This window comes from Pseudomonas sp. PH1b, from assembly GCF_000633395.1.
In the GTDB taxonomy this organism is placed as follows: Bacteria; Pseudomonadota; Gammaproteobacteria; order Pseudomonadales; family Pseudomonadaceae; genus Aquipseudomonas.
Map to the genome: position 1 here is coordinate 1 of NZ_AYMU01000001.1, position 18,597 is coordinate 18,597.

General features: G+C 65.4%; 13 protein-coding genes, 1 rRNA gene and 1 pseudogene. 12 read left to right on the plus strand and 3 right to left on the minus strand.

Features of this window, described 5'->3' with window-relative positions:
• The first annotated feature begins 87 nt into the window (after window positions 1–87).
• Window positions 88–203 (plus strand): 5S ribosomal RNA (gene rrf / locus U873_RS0100005).
• 749 nt (window positions 204–952) lie between these two features.
• Window positions 953–2,845 (plus strand): penicillin-binding protein 2, encoded by a 1,893-nt coding sequence (gene mrdA / locus U873_RS0100010; protein WP_025126275.1) that lies wholly within the window; start codon window positions 953–955, stop codon window positions 2,843–2,845.
• A 1-nt stretch (window position 2,846) separates the two neighbouring features.
• Here the strand turns inward: mrdA and U873_RS34155 are convergent.
• A pseudogene (locus U873_RS34155) lies at window positions 2,847–3,834 on the minus strand (LysR family transcriptional regulator).
• A 156-nt stretch (window positions 3,835–3,990) separates the two neighbouring features.
• On the opposite strand from U873_RS34155, the gene U873_RS0100020 reads away from it, so the two are divergent.
• Genes U873_RS0100020 through U873_RS0100030 form a run of 3 tightly spaced genes read left to right on the plus strand, consistent with a single transcriptional unit; the run spans window position 3,991 to window position 6,970 of the window.
• On the plus strand, window positions 3,991–5,292 hold the full coding sequence (locus U873_RS0100020) for an MFS transporter (protein ID WP_025126276.1): 1,302 nt from the start codon (window positions 3,991–3,993) through the stop codon (window positions 5,290–5,292).
• On the plus strand, window positions 5,289–6,044 hold the full coding sequence (locus U873_RS0100025) for a class II aldolase/adducin family protein (protein WP_025126277.1): 756 nt from the start codon (window positions 5,289–5,291) through the stop codon (window positions 6,042–6,044). Before U873_RS0100020 ends, U873_RS0100025 begins: the two co-directional genes overlap by 4 nt.
• Entirely contained in the window at window positions 6,041–6,970 is a 930-nt protein-coding gene (locus tag U873_RS0100030; protein ID WP_025126278.1) for a glyoxylate/hydroxypyruvate reductase A, read from the plus strand. The genes U873_RS0100025 and U873_RS0100030 overlap by 4 nt, the downstream gene beginning before the upstream one ends.
• Here U873_RS0100030 and U873_RS0100035 read toward each other — a convergent pair.
• Complete coding sequence (locus tag U873_RS0100035; protein ID WP_025126279.1) at window positions 6,964–7,899, minus strand: LysR family transcriptional regulator; 936 nt, start codon at window positions 7,897–7,899, stop codon at window positions 6,964–6,966. The two genes, U873_RS0100030 and U873_RS0100035, sit on opposite strands and share 7 nt — an antisense overlap.
• Before the next feature lie 178 nt (window positions 7,900–8,077).
• On the opposite strand from U873_RS0100035, the gene U873_RS0100040 reads away from it, so the two are divergent.
• The 7 genes from U873_RS0100040 (at window position 8,078) to U873_RS0100070 (ending at window position 18,068) form a co-directional block, all read left to right on the plus strand.
• The gene (locus U873_RS0100040; protein ID WP_025126280.1) at window positions 8,078–9,391 is read left to right on the plus strand and encodes an MFS transporter; all 1,314 of its coding nucleotides are present in this window, start codon (window positions 8,078–8,080) and stop codon (window positions 9,389–9,391) included.
• Window positions 9,392–9,409: 18 nt separating this feature from the next.
• A complete protein-coding gene (locus U873_RS0100045) occupies window positions 9,410–10,639 on the plus strand; it encodes a Zn-dependent hydrolase (RefSeq protein WP_025126281.1) in 1,230 nt (409 codons plus the stop codon).
• Window positions 10,640–10,649: 10 nt separating this feature from the next.
• Complete coding sequence (locus U873_RS0100050; RefSeq protein WP_025126282.1) at window positions 10,650–11,675, plus strand: histone deacetylase family protein; 1,026 nt, start codon at window positions 10,650–10,652, stop codon at window positions 11,673–11,675.
• Between the two features lie 769 nt (window positions 11,676–12,444).
• Window positions 12,445–14,349: a sigma-54-dependent Fis family transcriptional regulator gene (locus U873_RS0100055; protein ID WP_025126283.1), complete on the plus strand. Its 1,905-nt coding sequence runs from the start codon at window positions 12,445–12,447 to the stop codon at window positions 14,347–14,349.
• Entirely contained in the window at window positions 14,349–16,067 is a 1,719-nt protein-coding gene (locus U873_RS0100060; protein WP_025126284.1) for an ABC transporter ATP-binding protein, read from the plus strand. Before U873_RS0100055 ends, U873_RS0100060 begins: the two co-directional genes overlap by 1 nt.
• A complete protein-coding gene (locus U873_RS0100065) occupies window positions 16,057–16,728 on the plus strand; it encodes a S8 family serine peptidase (protein WP_025126285.1) in 672 nt (223 codons plus the stop codon). The genes U873_RS0100060 and U873_RS0100065 overlap by 11 nt, the downstream gene beginning before the upstream one ends.
• Window positions 16,725–18,068: an NAD(P)/FAD-dependent oxidoreductase gene (locus U873_RS0100070; protein ID WP_025126286.1), complete on the plus strand. Its 1,344-nt coding sequence runs from the start codon at window positions 16,725–16,727 to the stop codon at window positions 18,066–18,068. Before U873_RS0100065 ends, U873_RS0100070 begins: the two co-directional genes overlap by 4 nt.
• Before the next feature lie 178 nt (window positions 18,069–18,246).
• Here the strand turns inward: U873_RS0100070 and U873_RS0100075 are convergent, their stop codons facing one another.
• Complete coding sequence (locus U873_RS0100075; protein ID WP_025126287.1) at window positions 18,247–18,570, minus strand: hypothetical protein; 324 nt, start codon at window positions 18,568–18,570, stop codon at window positions 18,247–18,249.
• Window positions 18,571–18,597 lie beyond the last annotated feature (27 nt).

An 18,597-nucleotide genomic window follows, 5' to 3' on the forward strand; every position in this document is an offset into this window, starting at 1 on the left:
CGAAACGAACCGAAAGTTTGCGAACACACAAAGCTATTACATACCCAATTTGCTGATACGTCGAAAGACGGCTCAGTACCCGAATTTCTTGACGATCATAGAGCGTTGGAACCACCTGATCCCATCCCGAACTCAGAAGTGAAACGATGCATCGCCGATGGTAGTGTGGGGTTTCCCCATGTGAGAGTAGGTCATCGTCAAGATTAAATTCCGAAACCCCAATTGCGAAAGCAATTGGGGTTTTGTTTTTGCGCGAGATAAAAGCCGCAGGAGATGGATGCCTCGGGTGACACTGCCCGGCTGCCAGCACCCGGTGACAGTGCCAAGGTTTGGGTTTTCTGCAAAAGCTTCTTTGGCAAGCGTCCTCATGCCTCGAGCATTAGGTGCAGGCAGCGGCCTAAGGCTGGGCGGGACCCTTCAGTCTTCAAACCCTGGGCCGTCCCTTGCTCCCCCGGGCCACTCATGTACTGGGGCGCTCAGGCTCCTTCAACCTACGAAGAGCAGGGGGACCTGGGCTACCCCTCTATCCGCGCGGCGACATGCGCCATGCAGCTATCAAGGCTTTTTCGCCAAGCGCTATTCCACATGGCGTAGCCACCCCTCCTGAGGTCCAGCCGCAGGCTGCGTAATCAGGGGAGCCGCTCAATCCCTGTGTTGTTGAAATGGTTGCCGTAATCGGCCCGGAACGCTATGCCCAGCGCTTCCGGGCCAGCAGTTGCAGGAATGACAACGTTGAACATTCCACGCTCGCACCCACTGAAAACCATGAGTCGAAACATGACTGTTGATTGAAATTCGCGAATGCCCTGTTGCACTGGCACCACTGATCAGTCGTGTTGGAAATCCGCTCAAGGTCCGTCGATGGTTTTTGGTATGGTGCAGCTCTTTTTAAGGGACTTGAGTTCACCCGCACGGATCAGCGTCGACCTCTATTCAAAGAGAAGCTGTAGCAATGCCCGAAGCGATTCCAATCAAGGACCACGAGAAAGAAACCCGCCTGGTCAACAAGCGGCTACTGGCCTGCGCGGTACTGGTAGTAGCGGTGACCTGCGCCCTGGTGGCCCGCATGTATTTCCTCCAGGTGGTGGAGTTTGACTATCACTCCACCGTCTCGGAAAACAACCGCGTGCACGTCCTGCCGATCACCCCGACCCGCGGGCTGATCTATGACCGCAATGGCGTGGTCCTGGCCGACAACCGCCCCAGTTTCAACCTCACCATCACCCGCGAACGCGCCACGGATCTCAAGGGTGAACTGGACACCGTGGTCAATCTGCTGCACTTGCCTCCGGAAGACCGCACGCTGTTCGACAAGGAAATGAAGCAGGCGCGTCATCCCTTTGTTCCAGTGACCCTGTTCTACGAGCTCACCGAAGAGCAGATCGCCGTACTGGCGGTCAACGAATACCGTCTGCCGGGCCTGGACGTGGAGGCCCAGTTCGTCCGCCACTACCCAATGGGCGCGCATTTCGCCCACTCCATCGGCTATGTCGGGCGGATCAACGAGAAGGAAGCCAAGAGCCTGGACTCGGTGGAGTACCGCGGCACCCAGTCCATCGGCAAGACCGGTATCGAGAAGTTCTACGAATCCGAGCTGCACGGTCACGTCGGCTATGAAGAAGTGGAAACCAATGCCCAGGGCCGCGTGATGCGGGTGCTCAAGCACACCGACCCAATCCCCGGGAAGAGCATCGTCCTGAGCCTCGATGCGAAGCTCCAGCAAGCCGCCGAAGACGCCCTGGGTGACCGCCGCGGTTCAGTGGTCGCCCTGGATCCGGCTACCGGCGAAGTCCTGGCCATGGTCAGCAAGCCAAGCTTCGACCCCAACCTGTTCGTCACCGGCATCAGCTTCAAGGAGTACGCGGCGCTGCACGACTCCATCGACCGGCCGCTGTTCAACCGGGTATTGCGCGGCCTCTACGCGCCGGGCTCGACCATCAAGCCAGAAGTGGCGATCGCCGGCCTCGATACCGGCGTTGTCACGGCTTCGACCCGGGTCTTCGATCCGGGCTACTACCAGTTGCCGGACTTCGATCACAAGTACCGCAACTGGAACCACAGCGGCGACGGCTGGGTCGACATGGACGCAGCGATCATGCGCTCCAACGACACCTACTTCTACGACCTGGCCCACAAGCTTGGCATCGACCGCCTGCACGACTACATGGCGATGTTCGGGCTGGGTGAAAAGGTTTCCCTGGACATGTTCGAGGAGTCTGCCGGCCTGATGCCATCCCAGGCCTGGAAGCGCGCTACCCGACGCCAGCCGTGGTTCCCGGGCGAGACGGTGATCCTCGGCATTGGCCAGGGCTACATGCAGGTCACGCCGCTGCAACTGGCCCAGGCCACCGCGCTGATCGCCAACAAGGGCGTGTGGAACCGTCCGCACCTGGCCAAGAGCATCGACGGCGTGGCCCCTGTGGACGAGCACCCGATGCCCAACATCCTCCTCAAGGACCCGCGGGAGTGGGACCAGGTCAACCACGGCATGCAGATGGTCATGCACGATCCGCGGGGCATCGCTCGCGCCGCGGCTGCCGGAGCGCAATACCGCATTGCCGGCAAGAGCGGCACCGCCCAGGTGGTGGCGATCAAGCAGGGCGAGCGCTATGACCGCCTGAAGACCCGTGAGCGCAACCGCGACAATGCCTTGTTCGTCGGCTTCGCCCCGGCCGAGCATCCGCAGATCGTGATCTCGGTGATGATCGAGAACGGCGAGGCCGGTGGCCGGGTCGCCGGTCCTGTGGTGCGGCAGATCATGGACGCCTGGCTGCTGGACCAGGATGGCCACCTCAAGCCGCAGTACGCCGCCCCGGCCAAGGCCCCGGGCGACCCCCACGTGTGAGTCACTTGAGCATCAGGCTCCCCGGCACCTGCTCACGGATACTGAGCATGTGCTGGATGCTCTGCAGAAACAGACTCTCGGCCTGGCTCATCTTCTGTTCGCGATTCCACAGCAGCTGGATATCGAAATCCACCACTCCCTCTTCCGGTGGCAAGCGCCACAGCAAGCCCTGCTCGACATCCCGACGCACCAGGTGGATTGGCAGGCAGCCGATGCCGAATCCGGCACAGATCAGTCGATGAATTTCCTCGAAACTGGTGGATGAAGCGACGATCTTGCCGGTAAAGCCCTGCTGATCGCGAAACAGCGTCAAGGGCGAAAGGTTGCCCCCCAACTGGTCGCTGGTGAAGCTGACAAAGTGTTCCGCCGCCAGCTGTTCCAGGCTCAGGCCCTGTTGCCCGAACAAGTGATGACGCTGACCGCAGAAGTAGGCATAGCGCTCGCGAAACAGCACCCGCTGCTCCAGTCGCGGCTGCGGCAGACGGCACAGGCCGACTCCCAGGGTGGCGGTCTTCTGCAGCAACGAACTGATGATATTCGAGCTGCCCATCACTTCCACCTCCAGCTCGATCTTCGGGTGCGCGGCATGGAAGTCGGCGAGAAACTCGTCGTAGTGCTGCGCCTTCACACCACTGACGGTAAGGATGCGGATCTTGCCCACCACGTCGTCCTGGCGGCTTTCCACCACCGTGCCCAGGCGTGAGATATCGCCGTAGATATCCGCGGCGATACGCAACACATCCTCGCCGGTTTCAGTCAATTCAAAGCGCCGGCCCCCCCCGAACGATCAACACACAGTCGAGTTGCTCCTCAAGGCGTTTCAATGCCTGGCTGACGGCTGACTGGGTGATGTGCAGGCGCGCAGCGGCGCGGCTCATGCTGCCTTCCTGGCCGATCACCAGATAGGTGCGCAGCAGGTTCCAGTCCAGGCGGTCGTTGAGAAAACGCCGGCCGACCCATTCAGTGTCGGGAACGCTGGGGGAGGCCATGCCCACCTCTGTTAGTAGTTTGGCTAATACCAAGGTTAAGAATTTGAAAATTGACTAATCCTTGCATGGCGGCGATAAAGCCCGCAAGCGCCACAGAGCGCCCCGTGACCGAGCCTTCAGCACCTGCCCATAACTACAAATACACAGGGTCCTTGCATGCACAGCACCTCTCAGCCGCGACGCGCGGCGGCGGCGGCCTTCATCGGCACCACCATCGAGTTCTACGACTTCTATATCTACGCCACTGCAGCGGCATTGGTCCTGGGGCAGGTGTTCTTTCCCAGCAGCGATCCGGTGATGAGCACCCTGGCGGCGTTCGGCAGCTTCGCCGTGGGCTTCATTGCCCGGCCCATGGCGGGCATGGTCTTCGGCCACCTGGGAGATCGCCTCGGTCGCAAGAAAATGCTCCTGGTGACCATGGCCCTGATGGGCCTGGCCACCACCGGCATCGGCCTGCTGCCCAGCTACGCCAGCGTCGGTATCTGGGCGCCCATCAGCCTGATCGTGTTGCGCCTGATCCAGGGGATTTCCGTGGGGGGCGAGTGGGGCGGGGCGGTGTTGATGGCCAGCGAACATGCACCGGCCAAGCGCAAGACGTTCTACGCCTCCTTCGCCCAGTTGGGCAGCCCCGCTGGCTTGTTGCTGGCACTGATTGCCTTTCGCCTGGTCACCAGCCTTGCGCCCGAGGACTTCCTCGCCTGGGGCTGGCGCCTGCCGTTCCTGGCCAGCGGTGTATTGATGATGGTCGGCTTTATGATCCGCTCCGGGGTGAATGAGTCGCCAGAGTTCGCCAAGGCCCGGGACAACCACGAAACCGCCGACTACCCAGTGATGGAGGTGATCCGAAACTGCTGGCGGCAGATCCTCTTTGCCGCAGCGGCGGTGACCATCGGCTCGGCCGGGTTCTTCTTCACCAACACGTTCATGATCACCTATGTCACTCAGTACCAGGGCATTCCCCGGGCGACCATTCTCGACTGCCTGTTCCTGGTGACGGTGATCCAGTTGCTGTCCCAACCGATCTCGGCGCTGCTTGCCGAACGCTTCGGCGAGGGCCGTTTCCTGACCCTGGTGGCCCTGTTGTGCATGGTCACGCCGTACCCGATGTTCCTCCTGGTGGGCACCCAGAACATCCTGCTGATGACCCTCGGCATCGCCCTGGCGGTGGTGATCCTCTCGGCGCTGTACGCGGTGATCGCCGGCTACATGACCCAGGCCTTTCCGGTGCACCTGCGCTATTCCGGCATTTCCATCGCCTACCAGCTCAGCTGCGCCCTGGCCGGTGGCACCACGCCGCTGATCGGCACGCTGCTGGCCAGCCAGTTTTCCGGGCAATGGCTGCCCTTGGCGCTGTTCTTCAGCCTGCTGTCGGCCCTGTCCTTGATCGGTGTCTGCGGGCTGGCGCGGATGCGCGCCAGCCCAGCCACCCACACAGCTCCCCAAGAGGTGTATTCGTGAGCAAACCTGAACACATGAGTGCCGTTGAATGGCAGGCCCGTTGCGAACTGGCGGCACTGTACCGCCTGGTGGCGCACTTTCGCATGACCGACCTGATCGACACCCACATCACCCTGCGCATTCCCGGGCCCGAGCATCACTTCTTGATCAACCGCTATGGGGTGATCTTCGATCGCATGCGCGCCAGCGACCTGGTGCGCATTGACCAGCAGGGGCGCATCGTCGACCCGGATTCCAGCCAGCAGCGGGTCAATGCCGCGGGGTTCGTCATCCATTCGGCGATCCACATGGCGCGCCCCGATCTCAACTGCGTGATCCACACCCACACCGCCGCCGGCATGGCGGTAGCAGCGCAGAAGCAGGGGCTGCTGCCCATCAGCCAGCACGCGTTGAAGTTCTACGGCAAGTTGGCCTATCACACCTATGAGGGCATTGCCCTGTCCCTGGACGAGCGCGAGCGGCTGATCGCCGACCTGGGGCCGCACCGGGCAATGATCCTGCGCAACCATGGGCTGTTGGTGGGCGGGCTGAGCGTGGCCCATGCCTTCCAGGAGATCCACTTCCTCGAGCGTGCCTGCCAGGCCCAGGTACAGGCCCTGGCCGGAGGCTCGGAGTTGAATTATCCGTCACCCGAGGTCTGTGCCCACACCGCCGAGCAGTTCGAGCGCGATGATGCCGACAACATCATCCAACTGGCCTGGGAAGCGGCCCTGACCCTGATCGAGTCTCAGCGCGAGTCCTACCGGTCATGAGTCCGGTGGTGCTGTTGTCCCGTGATACGACGCTCCTGCAGCAGTTGCAGCAGGCCTTTGCCCGCAGTGCGCCGCAGCTCGATGCGGTGCTGGCGGATGATCCGCTGGCCGGGGAGGCACAGGTGGCCGCCTGCTGGTTTCCCCCCGCCGGCAGCCTCGGGGCCTTGCCCGGCCTGCGGCTGATTCATTCGGTGGCCGCGGGGATCGATCATCTGCAGCACGATCCGTCCTGCCCGCCGTTGCCGGTATGCCGGGTCGTGGACCCCGGACATCGCCAGGGCATGACCGAGTATGTGCGCTGGGCCGCCATCCACTATCACCGGGGTTTCGACCAGGTGCTGCAACAGCAGGCTGGCAAAGTCTGGCAGCGCCCCCGGCAGCGTCCGGCCGCCGAATTCAAGGTCGGGGTCATGGGCCTGGGTTCCCTCGGCGCGGCCATTGCCGAAGACCTGGCTGCCGCCGGCTATCAAGTCCGGGGCTGGGCCCGCAGCGGCAAGCAACTGGCGGCGGTGCAGACCTTCGCCGGCCCCCAGGCTATGGGAGCCTTTCTCGATGGCCTGGAACTGTTGATCAACTTGCTGCCGCTGACCACCGAGACCCGCGGCATTCTCGGTCAGGCAACCTTCGCCCGACTGGCGCCGGGAGCGGCGGTGGTCAATTGCGGGCGGGGCGCGCACCTGCGGCTCGAGGACTTGCAGCAAGCCCTGGCCAGTGGGCAGTTGCGGGGCGCCTTGCTGGATGTCTTCGAGGAGGAACCGCTGCCGCCGGATCAGCGCCTGTGGAGCCTGCCCGGGGTGACCATCACCCCACACATGGCTTCGGCCGCGTCCCACGACTGCATCGCCATGCAAGTGGCGGAGAACCTGCGCCGCCTGCACGCCGGGGAGCCGCCGCTGAACCTGGTGGACCGGGCGCGCGGCTACTGAGCTTCGAGGCAGCCCTGCAGGCGTTCGAGGAAGATCGTCTCGGCGCGGCTCATGCGCTGCTCGCGATTCCACAGCAGGTGGATGTCGACATCGGCAATGCCTTCGTGAGGGGGCAGGCGCCATAGCAGCCCGGCGTCGACATCGGCGGCCACCACGTGCTCCGGCAGGCAGCCGATGCCGAAGCCGGCGATCACCAGGCGCCGAACCTCCTCAAGGCTCGGCGACGACGCGACAATGCGCCCGCTGAAGCCCTGCTGGTCGCGAAAAATGGTCAGTGGCGAAAGCATGCCGCCAATCTGGTCGCTGGTGAAACTGACGAAGTTCTCCCGCTGCAGGTCGCCCTCGGCGACGTCTTCGCGGCCGAACAGAGGATGATGCTTGCCGCAGAAGAAACCGTAGCGCTGGCGCAGGAACAGCCGCTGCTCCAGGCGCGGCTGCGGCCGTCGGTTGAGGCTCAGGCCCAGGGTCGCAGTCTTTTCCAGCAGGGCGCTGACGATGTCCGAGCTGCGCATCACCTCCACCTCCAAATCGACCCGGGGATGTTGACGATGGAAGTCGGCCAGAAAAGCATCGAAGCGCTCACTGAAGATGCGACTGATGATCAGCAGCCGGACCCTGCCGCTGACCTCGTCGGCGGGCTGCTCCAGCAGGCTGCTGACCTGGGACATTTGGCCGTAGATCTCCCCGGCCAGGGCAAAGATCTGTTCGCCGACTTCGGTCAGGGCAAAGCGCGGCCCGCGGCGGGCGATCAGTTGTCGCCCCAGTTGTTCCTCCAGGCGCTTGAGGGCCTGGCTCACCGCCGGCTGGGTCAGGTGCAGGCGCGCCGCGGCACGGCTGATGCTCAGCTCCTGGCCGATCACCCGGAAGGTGCGCAGCAGGTTCCAGTCGAGGCGGTCATTGAGCAGGCGATGGGGCTCACGGTCGGACATGGGAGGCTCTGGATCAAGCAATCGACGAATAATAAGCAGGGATAATAATCGAGATAAACAATAGAAAATTGACTAATTATCCCTCGCAACGGATAAATCCTCCCCAGACAGGCGCCAGCAGAAGCCCCTGCGCTTGACCCTCACTCCTGCCAAAAAAATAACCAAGGGAGCCTGACCCATGAAGCCTTCCGCTTCGCCGCAGCCACGCCGGGCCGCGGCCGCCGCCTTTATCGGCACCATGATCGAATGGTACGACTTCTACATCTACGCCACCGCCGCGGCGCTGGTGTTCGGGGCCTTGTTCTTCCCCTCCGACGACAAGCTCTTCAGCACCATGGCCGCGTTCGGCACCTTCGCCGTGGGCTTCTTCGCCCGGCCCCTGGGCGGGATCATCTTCGGCCATATCGGCGACCGCATCGGCCGCAAGAAATCCCTGGTCATCACCTTGCTGATGATGGGCGTGGTCACGGTGTGCATCGGCCTGCTGCCGACTTATGCACAGATCGGCGCCCTGGCACCGGTGCTGCTGATCCTGCTGCGTATCGTCCAGGGCATTGCCGTGGGCGGCGAGTGGGGCGGTGCAGTGTTGATGGCCGGCGAACATGCGCCCAAGGGCCGGCGCAACTTCTTCGCCTCCTTCGCCCAATTGGGCAGCCCCGCCGGGCTGATTCTCTCGCTGCTGGCTTTCAGCGCGGTCACTCGCCTGCCGGAAGAGGCGCTGATGAGCTGGGGCTGGCGCCTGCCGTTCCTCGCCAGTGCCCTGTTGCTGCTGGTGGGCCTGGCGATTCGCCTGGGAGTCAACGAGTCGCCAGAGTTTCTTGCCAGCCGCGAGCAGGCGGTCAAGGCCCAGCGCAAGGAGCAGACCCCGGTGATGGAAGTGCTGCGCAGTGCCTGGCGTCCCTTGCTGCTGTGCATCGGCGCCAACACCCTGGGAATTGCCGGGGTGTATTTCACCAACACCTTCATGATCGCCTACACCACCCAGCAGCTGGAGATCCCCCGGTCGCTGATCCTGGAATGCCTGTTCGTGGTGGCTATCATCCAGTTCTGCATCCAGCCCCTGGCCGCCTGGACCGCCGAGAAGATCGGTGCCACGCGTTTTCTGTGCCTGGTGTCGCTGCTGGCCATGGCCTCGCCGTACCCGATGTTCGTGCTGGTGAGCTCTGGCCAGGCCCCCTTGATGATTCTCGGCATCGCCCTGGCGGTGGTGTGCATGGCGTCCTTCTACGCGGTGATCGCCGGCTATGTCAGCGGCATGTTCGAGACCCGGGTGCGCTACACCGCGATCTCCCTGGCCTATCAGGTCTGCGGTGCCCTGGCCGGAGGCTTGACGCCGCTGGTCGGCACCTGGCTGGCCCATCGATTCATCGGCCAGTGGTGGCCGATGGCAGTGTTCTACAGCCTGATCGCCGCGGTCTCGCTGATCTGCGTGCTGGCCCTGGCCCGTCGGCACGCCACCGCCCACCGTCTGGAAATGGCGCACGGCGCCTGAATGCTTGGAGAATCCTGCATGTTGAAAATCAATGGTCAACGCCTGTGGGCGAGCCTGATGGCCATGGCCGAGATCGGCGCCACCGCCCGTGGCGGCAGTTGCCGGCTGGCCTTGAGCGATGAAGACCAAGCCGGCCGCGAACTGTTCGCCCACTGGTGCCGCGAGGCCGGGTTGACCCTGAGTGTCGACCCCATCGGCAACCTGTTTGCCCGGCGCCCTGGCAGCGATCCGGACGCGGCCCCGGTGATGATGGGCAGCCACCTCGACACCCAGCCCGAAGGCGGGCGCTTCGACGGTGTGTACGGCGTGCTCGCCGGCCTGGAAGTGCTGCGCCGCCTCAATGACCTGGGCATCCAGACCCGCAAGCCCCTGGAAGTGGCGGTGTGGACCAACGAGGAGGGCGCACGCTTCACCCCGGCGATGTTCGGTTCGGCGGTGTTCACCGGGGTCATGACCCTGGCATCGGCCCTGGCGGTGCGCGATGCCGCGGGCATCAGCGTGGCCGAGGCGCTGGAGCGTACCGGGTATGCCGGCAGCCGGCCCCTGGGCGGGCAGGTGGATGCCTATTTCGAGGCCCACATCGAACAGGGGCCGATCCTTGAAGACAACGCCAAGAGCATCGGCGTGGTCAGCGGCGGCCAGGCGATCCGCTGGCTCGACGTGCAGGTGCAAGGCATGGCCGCCCACGCCGGCACCACGCCGATGCCGCTGCGTCAGGACGCCCTCTACGGCGCCGGGCAGATGATCCTCGCGGTGGAACAACTGGCGGCGGACTTCGCGCCCCAGGGCCTGACCACCGTGGGCGAATTGAGCATTGCCAAGTCGTCGCGCAACACCATTCCCGGGGTGGTGGACTTTACCGTCGACCTGCGCCATCACCAGGATGCGCAGATTGCCGCCATGGAGCAGCAGGTCCAGGAGCGCCTGCAGGCCATTGCCGCCCAGCGTGGTCTCAAGGTCAGTATCAACCGTCATTGGGTCAGCCCGGCCACCCCGTTCGATGCCGACTGCGTGGCGGCGGTGCAGCAGGCGGTGGACGCCCTGGGCTATGCGCAGCAGTCCATCGTCAGCGGCGCGGGGCACGATGCCATCCTGCTGGCGCGCTACTGTCCGACCGCGATGGTGTTCATCCCCTGTGTCGGTGGCCTGAGTCACAACGAGGCCGAAGACGTGTTGCCCGAGGACGTGTGCCAGGGCGCCGATGTATTGCTCAATGCCGTGCTGGCCCGCGCCGGCCAAGTTGCCTGAGGAGAGAGTCATGCGCAGTTTCTTCCACCCTGAACAGCTGCTTCATCATCCCCGCAGCTACTACTCCCGGGGCCAGATGCGTACCCCCCAGGAAGTCCCCGAACGCGCCAGCCGCCTGGTACAGGCCGCCCACTCTCTGGGCTTCGACCTGCTGCAGCCCGAGGACGCCGGCCTGCAACCGCTGCTGGCGGTGCATGGCGCGGCGTACTTGAGCTTTCTTGAGGAGGCCCATCAGCGCTGGAAGGAAATCCCCGAAGACTGGGGTGACGAGGTCATGTCCAACATCTTCGTGCGCGAGCCCAATGCCCTGCGGGGAATCCTGGCCCAGGCCGCGCGCTACCTGGCGGACGGCAGCTGCCCGGTGGGCGAGCAGACCTGGCGCTCGGCCTATTGGTCGGCCCAGAGCGCCATCGCCGGGGCCCGGGCCCTGCTCGACGGCGAGCCAGCGGCCTACGCCCTGTGCCGGCCACCGGGGCACCATGCCCGGGCCGAAGCCGCAGGCGGCTTCTGCTACCTGAACAACGCGGCGATTGCCGCCCAGGTACTGCGGGACAGGTTCAGCCGGGTGGCGGTGCTCGACACCGACATGCACCACGGCCAGGGCATCCAGGAAATCTTCTACGACCGCGACGACGTGCTCTACGTCTCGGTGCACGGCGACCCGACCAACTTCTATCCGGGCGTCGCGGGGTTTGCCGAAGAACGCGGCAGCGGCGCGGGCGCGGGCTACAACCTCAACCTGCCCATGGCCCACGGATCCAGCGAAGGGGACTTTCTTGAACGGCTGGAGCAGGCCCTGAGCGCGGTGCAGGATTTTGCTGCCCAGGTGCTGGTGCTGTCCCTGGGCTTCGATATCTACGAGCTGGATCCGCAAAGCAAGGTGGCGGTGACCCGCGACGGTTTCGCCACCCTGGGCCAGCGTATCCGCAGCCTGGGCCTGCCGTGCCTGATCGTCCAGGAAGGGGGGTATCACCTGGAAAGCCTGGAAGACAACGCCCGGGCGTTCTTCGCCGATTCCGCCGCCTGGGCCCTGTAGGCACCACCAGCCCCGCTCTTGCGCAGGAGCCGGCTTGCCGGCGAAAGGGCTCTCACATCTTGCACCCGACTAAAGGCCCTCGATCGCTGGCAAGCCAGCTCCTACACAAGCTGGCATGCATTCGCCGCAGGAGCCGGCTTGCCGGCGAAAGGGTCCTCACGTCTTGCACCCGACTAAAGGCCCTCGATCGCTGGCAAGCCAGCTCCTGCATAAGCTGGCATGCATTCGCCGTAGGAGCCGGCTTGCCGGCGAAAGGGCCCTCACGTCTTGCACCCGACTAAAGGCCCTCGTTCGCTGGCAAGCCAGCTCCTGCACAAGCTGGCATGCATTTGCCGTAGGAGCCGGCTTGCCGGCGAAAGGGCCCTCACGTCTTGCACCCGACTAAAGGCCCTCGATCGCTGGCAAGCCAGCTCCTGCACAAGCTGGCATGCATTCGCCGTAGGAGCCGGCTTGCCGGCGAAGGGGTCTCAAGTCTTGCGCTCGTCTCAAGGCTCTCGGCGCTGGCAAGCCAACGCCAACGGGAGAGTCCGCGAGGGGGCATGCGGCACTTGCCATTTGCTTTACGTTAACGTCAAGATGCTCGAGCGCCGGCCAGGCTGGCGCAGCTTTTGCTTTGCTTTCAACAGGCGCAGGTGCAGGGTGTCCGATTCCGGGCAAACCCCTTTACTGCCCTCTGTACCCGGTGTAGACATCGACCACGGCTTGCGTGCTTCGCGCAATTCAAGGGACTGGAGCGGGAAGCCGCCGGCGGACTGATTCGGAGCGCTTGATGACTCTTATAAAAACAATAAAGGGTGAGTGGCAGCAGGAAGCCCGGCTGGCCCGGGAACGGCTGCACCAGGAAGGCGAGATCCCCGACGGGGTCCTGCGTGCGGAAATCGATGCCTCATGGCGACGCAGCCTCAGCCATGGCGTGCACGTTGCCAGCCCACACCAATTGACCCTGGAATCCAGCGCCAGCCTCGAGGTGCTGCTGGCCAGTAACCGCTTGCTGCTGGACGCGGCGATCCCGGCCATCGACTACCTGACCCAGCACCAGGGCCAGGACGGCCTGATCATCCTGGCCAATGCCGACGCCACCATCCTGGCCATCGAAGGCCGTGCCGACCGGCTCAAGCACAGCGGCGTGCAGGACATCACCCTCGGCGCCTGCTGGAGTGAGGCCACCCGGGGCACCAACGCCCTGGGCACGGCACTGGTGGAAGCCCGGCCGACCCTGATCGACTGCGGCGAACACTACCTGGATCGCCTCAGCCATTTCTCCTGCACCTCGGTGCCGATTCAATGCCCCCAGGGCGACATCCTCGGGGTTCTCGACCTGACCCGCGAAGGTCCCCTGGGGCGCGCCCAGGACAGCACCGCGCTGCTGTCCATGGCGGTCAGCCAGATCGAGGCGCGGGTGTTCCAGGCCTCCTATCCGGAACAGATCGTCCTGGCCTTCCACAGCCGCCGGCAATACCTGGAGTCGCCGTGGCAGGGGCTGCTGGCCCTGAGCCTGGGAGGCCAGATACTTGCGGTCAGCGGCCAGGCCTGCCAGTTGCTCAACACCTCCCGCGGGGCCTTGCTGGGGCGGCGCTGTGAGGAGTTTCTCGGGGTCGACGGCCTGCAATTGCTGGCGCGCCTGCAGCAAGGTGCGGTGGGCAGTTTGCAGACGGCGAAGGGCGAGCTGTTCTACAAGGCCCTGCGGGCGCCGCAGCCTTCGCTGACGCTGCACCGGGCACCGCGGACTGCGCCGAAAAGCCCGCCCATGCCCCAAGACCTGGAAGCCCTGGCCGGCGGCAACGGTCGTTACGCGCGCACCTTGCGCATGGCTCGCCAGGGCCTGGCCAATGGTTTGCCGGTGCTGCTCCTGGGCGAGACCGGCACGGGCAAGGAAGTCCTGGCCCGGGCCCTGCACCAGGCCGGCAGCCGTGCCGAGAAACCCTTTGTCGCGGTCAACTGCGCGGCGATTCCCGAGGGCCTGATCGAGTCCGAGCTGTTTGGCTACCGCGAGGGCGCGTTCACCGGTTCGCGCCGTGGCGGGATGATCGGGCGCTTGCAGCAGGCCCACGGCGGCACCTTGTTCCTCGATGAGATCGGCGACATGCCCCTGGCCCTGCAAGCGCGCCTGCTGCGGGTGCTGCAGGATCGCAAGGTCGCACCTCTGGGCGCCGGCGAGGAACAGGACATCGACATCGCGCTGATCTGCGCCACCCACCGCGACCTCAAGCAGCAAGTGCAGGACCAGGCGTTTCGCGAAGACCTGTTCTACCGGGTCAATGGCATCAGCGTGCTGCTGCCGGCCCTGCGCGAACGCGAGGACCTGCCAGCCCTGGTGGACAGGCTGTTGCACAAACTCGGTGGTGCCGAGGTGAGCATCGCCGAGGAGCTGCGCCGGCTGCTGGCGGACTACCACTGGCCGGGCAACATCCGCCAGCTGGAGATGGTCTTGCGCACCGCCCTGGCCCTGCGCGAGGAGGGTGAAAGCCACATCGGCCTGGAGCACTTGCCGGACAGCATGCTCGACGACCTCAATGCCAGTGCCCGGCCTCTGGGGGGCAGCATTCGCGAGAACGAACTGGAGTTGATCCGCAATGCCCTGGACAGCCATCAGGGCAATGTCTCGGCCGCCGCCGATGCCCTGGGTATCAGCCGCGCGACCCTGTACCGCAAGCTCAAACAGTTGCGCAGTTGATGCTGCGCCTGCTCACTCGGCTGGTGGACAGCCGCGATTCCCGAGCGCTGGGCGCCGCCCTGGGTTGGCTCTACAGTTTTGTGCGGCCCCACCGGCTGGCCATCGGCGGCCTGTTGGCACTGTCGGTGTGCGCCTCGTTGCTGGTGCTGGTGCAACCCTGGCTGACCAAGCTGCTGATCGACGATGGCCTGCTGGCCCGGGATTTCCCCACGCTGGTGCTGGTCGCCGGGCTGATGATCCTTGCCGGCCTGCTGGGCACGCTGCTGTCCGGGATCAACCGCTACCTGCACACACGGCTGTCGGGACGGATCCTGTTTGCCTTGCGCGATGACCTCTATCGCCACCTGCAGCGGTTGTCGCCGAGCTTCTACGGCCAGCGGCGGATCGGCGACCTGATGTCGCGCCTGGATGGCGATGTGGCGGAGATCCAGCGCTTTGCCGTGGACTCATTGTTCTCCGCAGTGTCCAGCGTGATCGGCCTGGTGGTGGCGCTGGCCATGCTCCTGACCCTGTCCTGGCAACTGTCGCTGCTGGCCCTGCTGCTGATCCCCCTGGACGTGCTCTGGCTGCGCTGGATGCGGCGCAAGGTGGAGCGCGATGTGCGGCAGTTGCGCGAGCGTTCGGCGGACATGTCCTCGTTCATGGTGGAAACCCTGCCGGTGATGAAGTTCATCCAGAGCGCCGGTCAGCAGCAGCGCGAAGCCCAGCGCCTGGACCGGCTCGGCCAGGGCTACATGAACCAGTTGCTGAAGCTGCAGGTCACCGAGTTCTTCACCCAGGCGGTGCCCGGCACCCTGACGTCCCTGTCCCGGGCCTGCGCCTTTCTGATCGGCGGCTATTGGGTGGTGCAGGGCACCTGGCAACTGGGGGCGCTGATTGCCTTCTCCACCTATCTGGGCATGGCGGTGGGACCGGTGCAGAGCCTGCTGGGGCTGTATGTGGCGATCCAGCGCATGACCGTGAGCCTGGGCCGGGTCATGGAACTGCGGGGCGAGGAGCCGGGCATCAGTGCCCCGCCAGATCCGCTGCCGCTGCCGGACAACGGCGAGTTGTACTTCGATGGCGTGCACTTCAGCCATCCCGGCCGGGGCCTGATCCTCTGCGGTATCGACGCGCGGATTGCCTATGGCCTCAAGGTGGCCCTGAGCGGTGCTTCGGGGGCGGGCAAGAGCACCCTGATCGACCTGCTGCAGCGTCACCACGACCCGCAGTCCGGGCAGGTGCTGCTGGGGGGCGTGGACCTGCGGCGGCTGGACCTGACGCAATTGCGCCGGCAGGTGGCGGTGGTCAGCCAGGACATCGTGCTGTTTCGCGGCAGCCTGGCGGACAACCTGGCCTACAGCGTGCCCGATGCCAGCCGCGAGGCGGTGGCCGAAGTGGCGCGGCTGGCGCAGTTGCAGGGCCTGATCGAGTCCTTGCCCGAGGGCCTGGACAGCCCGCTTGGAGAGCGCGGGCAGCAGCTTTCCGGCGGCCAGAAACAACGCATCGCCATTGCCCGGGCACTGCTCCAGGACCCGATGATCCTGGTGCTGGACGAAGCCACCTCGGCGGTGGATGAGGCCACCGAGCGCGAGGTGATCGAAGCCATCGACCGGCTGTTCGCCGGGCGCACGCGGATCCTCATCAGCCACCGGCCCTCGACCCTGGCCCATGCCGACCTGCGGTTCGAGTTGCAGGGCGGTGTGCTGCGCAGCGTGGAGGTGGCCCATGAAGCCTGAGGTGCGCATTGGCGTGATCGACAGTGGTCACGCTGCCGAGCAACGGGTCGTGCAGGGGCGGCGGTTCTTTCTGCAGCCCGAAGGCATCGGCGAGGGCCGATTGCAGCCCGATACGCTGGGCCATGGCAGCGCGATCGTCGAGGCCATCCAGCAGCGCGCCCCTGATGCGCAGCTGTATGTGGCCCAGGTGTTCGATCAGCGTGGGGTCACCAGCGCCGCCCAGGTGAGCGCTGCGCTGTATTGGCTGCTGGAGCAGGAGGTGCGCCTGATCAACCTCAGCCTTGGCCTGCGCCAGGATCGCCCGTCGTTGCGCCAGGCCTGTGCCGAGGCCGAAGCACGTGGCGTACTGCTCTGCGCTTCCAGCCCGGCCCAGGGCGAGCCGGTGTATCCGGCTCGTTACCCCGGGGTGCTGCGGGCGACGGGTGATGCTCGATGCAGTGCTCAACAATGGGCCTGGCTGGGCAGCGCGCAGGCCGATTTTGCCGCCTGTGTGCAGGGCGCAGGCTCCGGGCAGTCCGGTGCCAGCCTGGGGTGTGCGGCCCTGAGTGGGCACATCGGTGCCTACCTGGCTCGGCACCCCGACGCGAGCAAGGCGCAGGTCGCCCAGTGGCTGCGCGAGCATGCCGATTTCCACGGCCCCGAGCGGCGGCGGCCGGGATGAGCCGCATCCTGATTCTCGGCGCCGGTCCCGCCGGGGCGACGGTGGCCCTGGGCCTGCGTCGTCTCGGTTATCCGGTAACCCTGGTCAGCGACTGGCGCCGCTTTGCGGCGCTGGAAGGGGTGTCGGTAAGAGTCCTGGAGGCGTTGCGCAGCGCCGGCCTGGAGCAGGCACTGGCCCAGGCCCTGCAACCTTCCCAGCGGCAGGTGGCCTGGAACGGTGCCGAGCACGCGCAGAACATCGAATACCTGCTGGATCGCCCGAGCTTCGACCAGGGCCTGCGGCACGCCTTGCGCCTGGCCGGGGTGCGGCTGATCGAGGGTCGGGTGCTGCAGGTGCAGTCCACGGCGGCCGGGCATCGGGTGCAGGTCGAGGGCCAGGATGAGCTGGCTGGCGAGTTCCTGGTGGAGGCCCGCGGGCGCCAGGCTCCGGCACTGGCCAAGGGCCTGCGCAAGACCTCGGACGATGAGTTGAACCAGGGGCCGGACAAGGGCCTGCGCGGCCCGGAAACCCTCAGCCTGCTCAATCGCTGGCAAGGCCCGATCGGCCAGGCCGCCAGTGCAGTGCACAGCCTGGAAGATGGCTGGGCCTGGATGGCCCGGCGCGCGGACGGCCAGTGCTACTGGCAGCTCACGCTGGACGTGGCCAGTGCCGGGCTGCCGGGCAAGGCGCAGTTGCTGGAGTACTGTCGCCAGCGCCGCCGGGCTTCGGCCATGGCCCGGAGTTTTTTTTCCGACGCACCAGAGCACGACCTGCAACTGCACGCCCGCAGCAGCACGGCGATCCTCAGCCCCCAAGTGTGTGGCGATCACTGGCTACGGGTCGGCGACGCAGCCATGGCGGTGGACCCGTTATCGGGCAATGGCATTTTCCAGTCGCTGTCCTGCGCCCTGCAGGCGCCGGCGGTGATCAACACCCTGTTGCAGCAGCCGCAACGTGCCGCGCTGGTGCAGCGTTTCCACCGGCAGCGGGTGGAGCAGTTGTTCCTGCGTTTTGCGCGCATTGGCCGGGACTTCTATGCCGACGAACAGCGCTGGCCCGAACAGCCATTCTGGCAGGCGCGGCGGCAATGGCCGGACCGGCAGCCAGCGCACCGTATGCAGGATTTCTCGGCTTTGCGCATCGAGCGCGCGCCGGTATTGCGCGATGGCCTGGTGGATGAAGCCGAGGTGGTGATCACCCCGGACCAGCCCTTGGGTGTCTGGCATGTGCAGGGTGTCGAGCTGGCGCCGCTGTTGCGCCGGCTGCAGCAGCAAACGCCCCGCGAAGCCTTGTCCGGTCTTGACGAAGAACAGGGCAGGGCGGTGCGCAGCTGGTTGCTGGGACAGGGGTATCGACCATGAAGGCCGCGGCTGCAGCGATGTGGACAACCGAGTGTTGATCCGTATCTGAATCAGCGCCGTCACTCTCTGTGGCAGCGAGCGGGCTCGCGATCCACGTAGCGGCCTCCCGCGCCGATCATCCTGGCCTGGGGCGGCCACCCGGAGCTGATGCAGAGCCCCGGGTGGTGATTGCCTGCGGTCAGCCAGTGGCTTTGAGGGATACCCGGTTTGCGCCTTTCCAGGTTTCGCAGACCTTGATGTCTCTGATGCGGGTGGCCGGGACCTTTTCGTCCAGCGAGTCCTGCTCGAGGATCACGCAGCCGGCGAAGTTCTGCTCCTGCAGGTTCCTGGGGTGAGTCAGGAAGCAGGCGTTGAGCACCAGCTTCGAGCTGCGGTGCCGGCTGGCGGGGTGGCTCGGGCTGAGGGCAGCAGCCGTTTCGCCACTGAAGCGGGCATTGGTCGGGGAGCGCCGGTCATGCTCCGGCGCCCCTGGCAGGCGTGGCTGGTCAGTGCTGAATGGCACTCGAAGGGCCCGTGGGCGCGGGCCTTC

Excerpts from the sequence above, each read along its gene's own strand:
- U873_RS0100020 (WP_025126276.1), top strand. The coding sequence starts at position 3,991 with ATGCACAGCACCTCTCAGCCGCGACGCGCGGCGGCGGCGGCCTTCATC.
- U873_RS0100040 (WP_025126280.1), top strand. The coding sequence starts at position 8,078 with ATGAAGCCTTCCGCTTCGCCGCAGCCACGCCGGGCCGCGGCCGCCGCC.
- U873_RS0100050 (WP_025126282.1), top strand. The coding sequence starts at position 10,650 with ATGCGCAGTTTCTTCCACCCTGAACAGCTGCTTCATCATCCCCGCAGC.
- U873_RS0100030 (WP_025126278.1), top strand. The coding sequence starts at position 6,041 with ATGAGTCCGGTGGTGCTGTTGTCCCGTGATACGACGCTCCTGCAGCAG.
- U873_RS0100060 (WP_025126284.1), top strand. The coding sequence starts at position 14,349 with ATGCTGCGCCTGCTCACTCGGCTGGTGGACAGCCGCGATTCCCGAGCG.
- U873_RS0100065 (WP_025126285.1), top strand. The coding sequence starts at position 16,057 with ATGAAGCCTGAGGTGCGCATTGGCGTGATCGACAGTGGTCACGCTGCC.
- U873_RS0100055 (WP_025126283.1), top strand. The coding sequence starts at position 12,445 with ATGACTCTTATAAAAACAATAAAGGGTGAGTGGCAGCAGGAAGCCCGG.
- U873_RS0100070 (WP_025126286.1), top strand. The coding sequence starts at position 16,725 with ATGAGCCGCATCCTGATTCTCGGCGCCGGTCCCGCCGGGGCGACGGTG.
- mrdA (WP_025126275.1), top strand. The coding sequence starts at position 953 with ATGCCCGAAGCGATTCCAATCAAGGACCACGAGAAAGAAACCCGCCTG.
- U873_RS0100035 (WP_025126279.1), bottom strand. The coding sequence starts at position 7,899 with ATGTCCGACCGTGAGCCCCATCGCCTGCTCAATGACCGCCTCGACTGG.
- U873_RS0100045 (WP_025126281.1), top strand. The coding sequence starts at position 9,410 with ATGTTGAAAATCAATGGTCAACGCCTGTGGGCGAGCCTGATGGCCATG.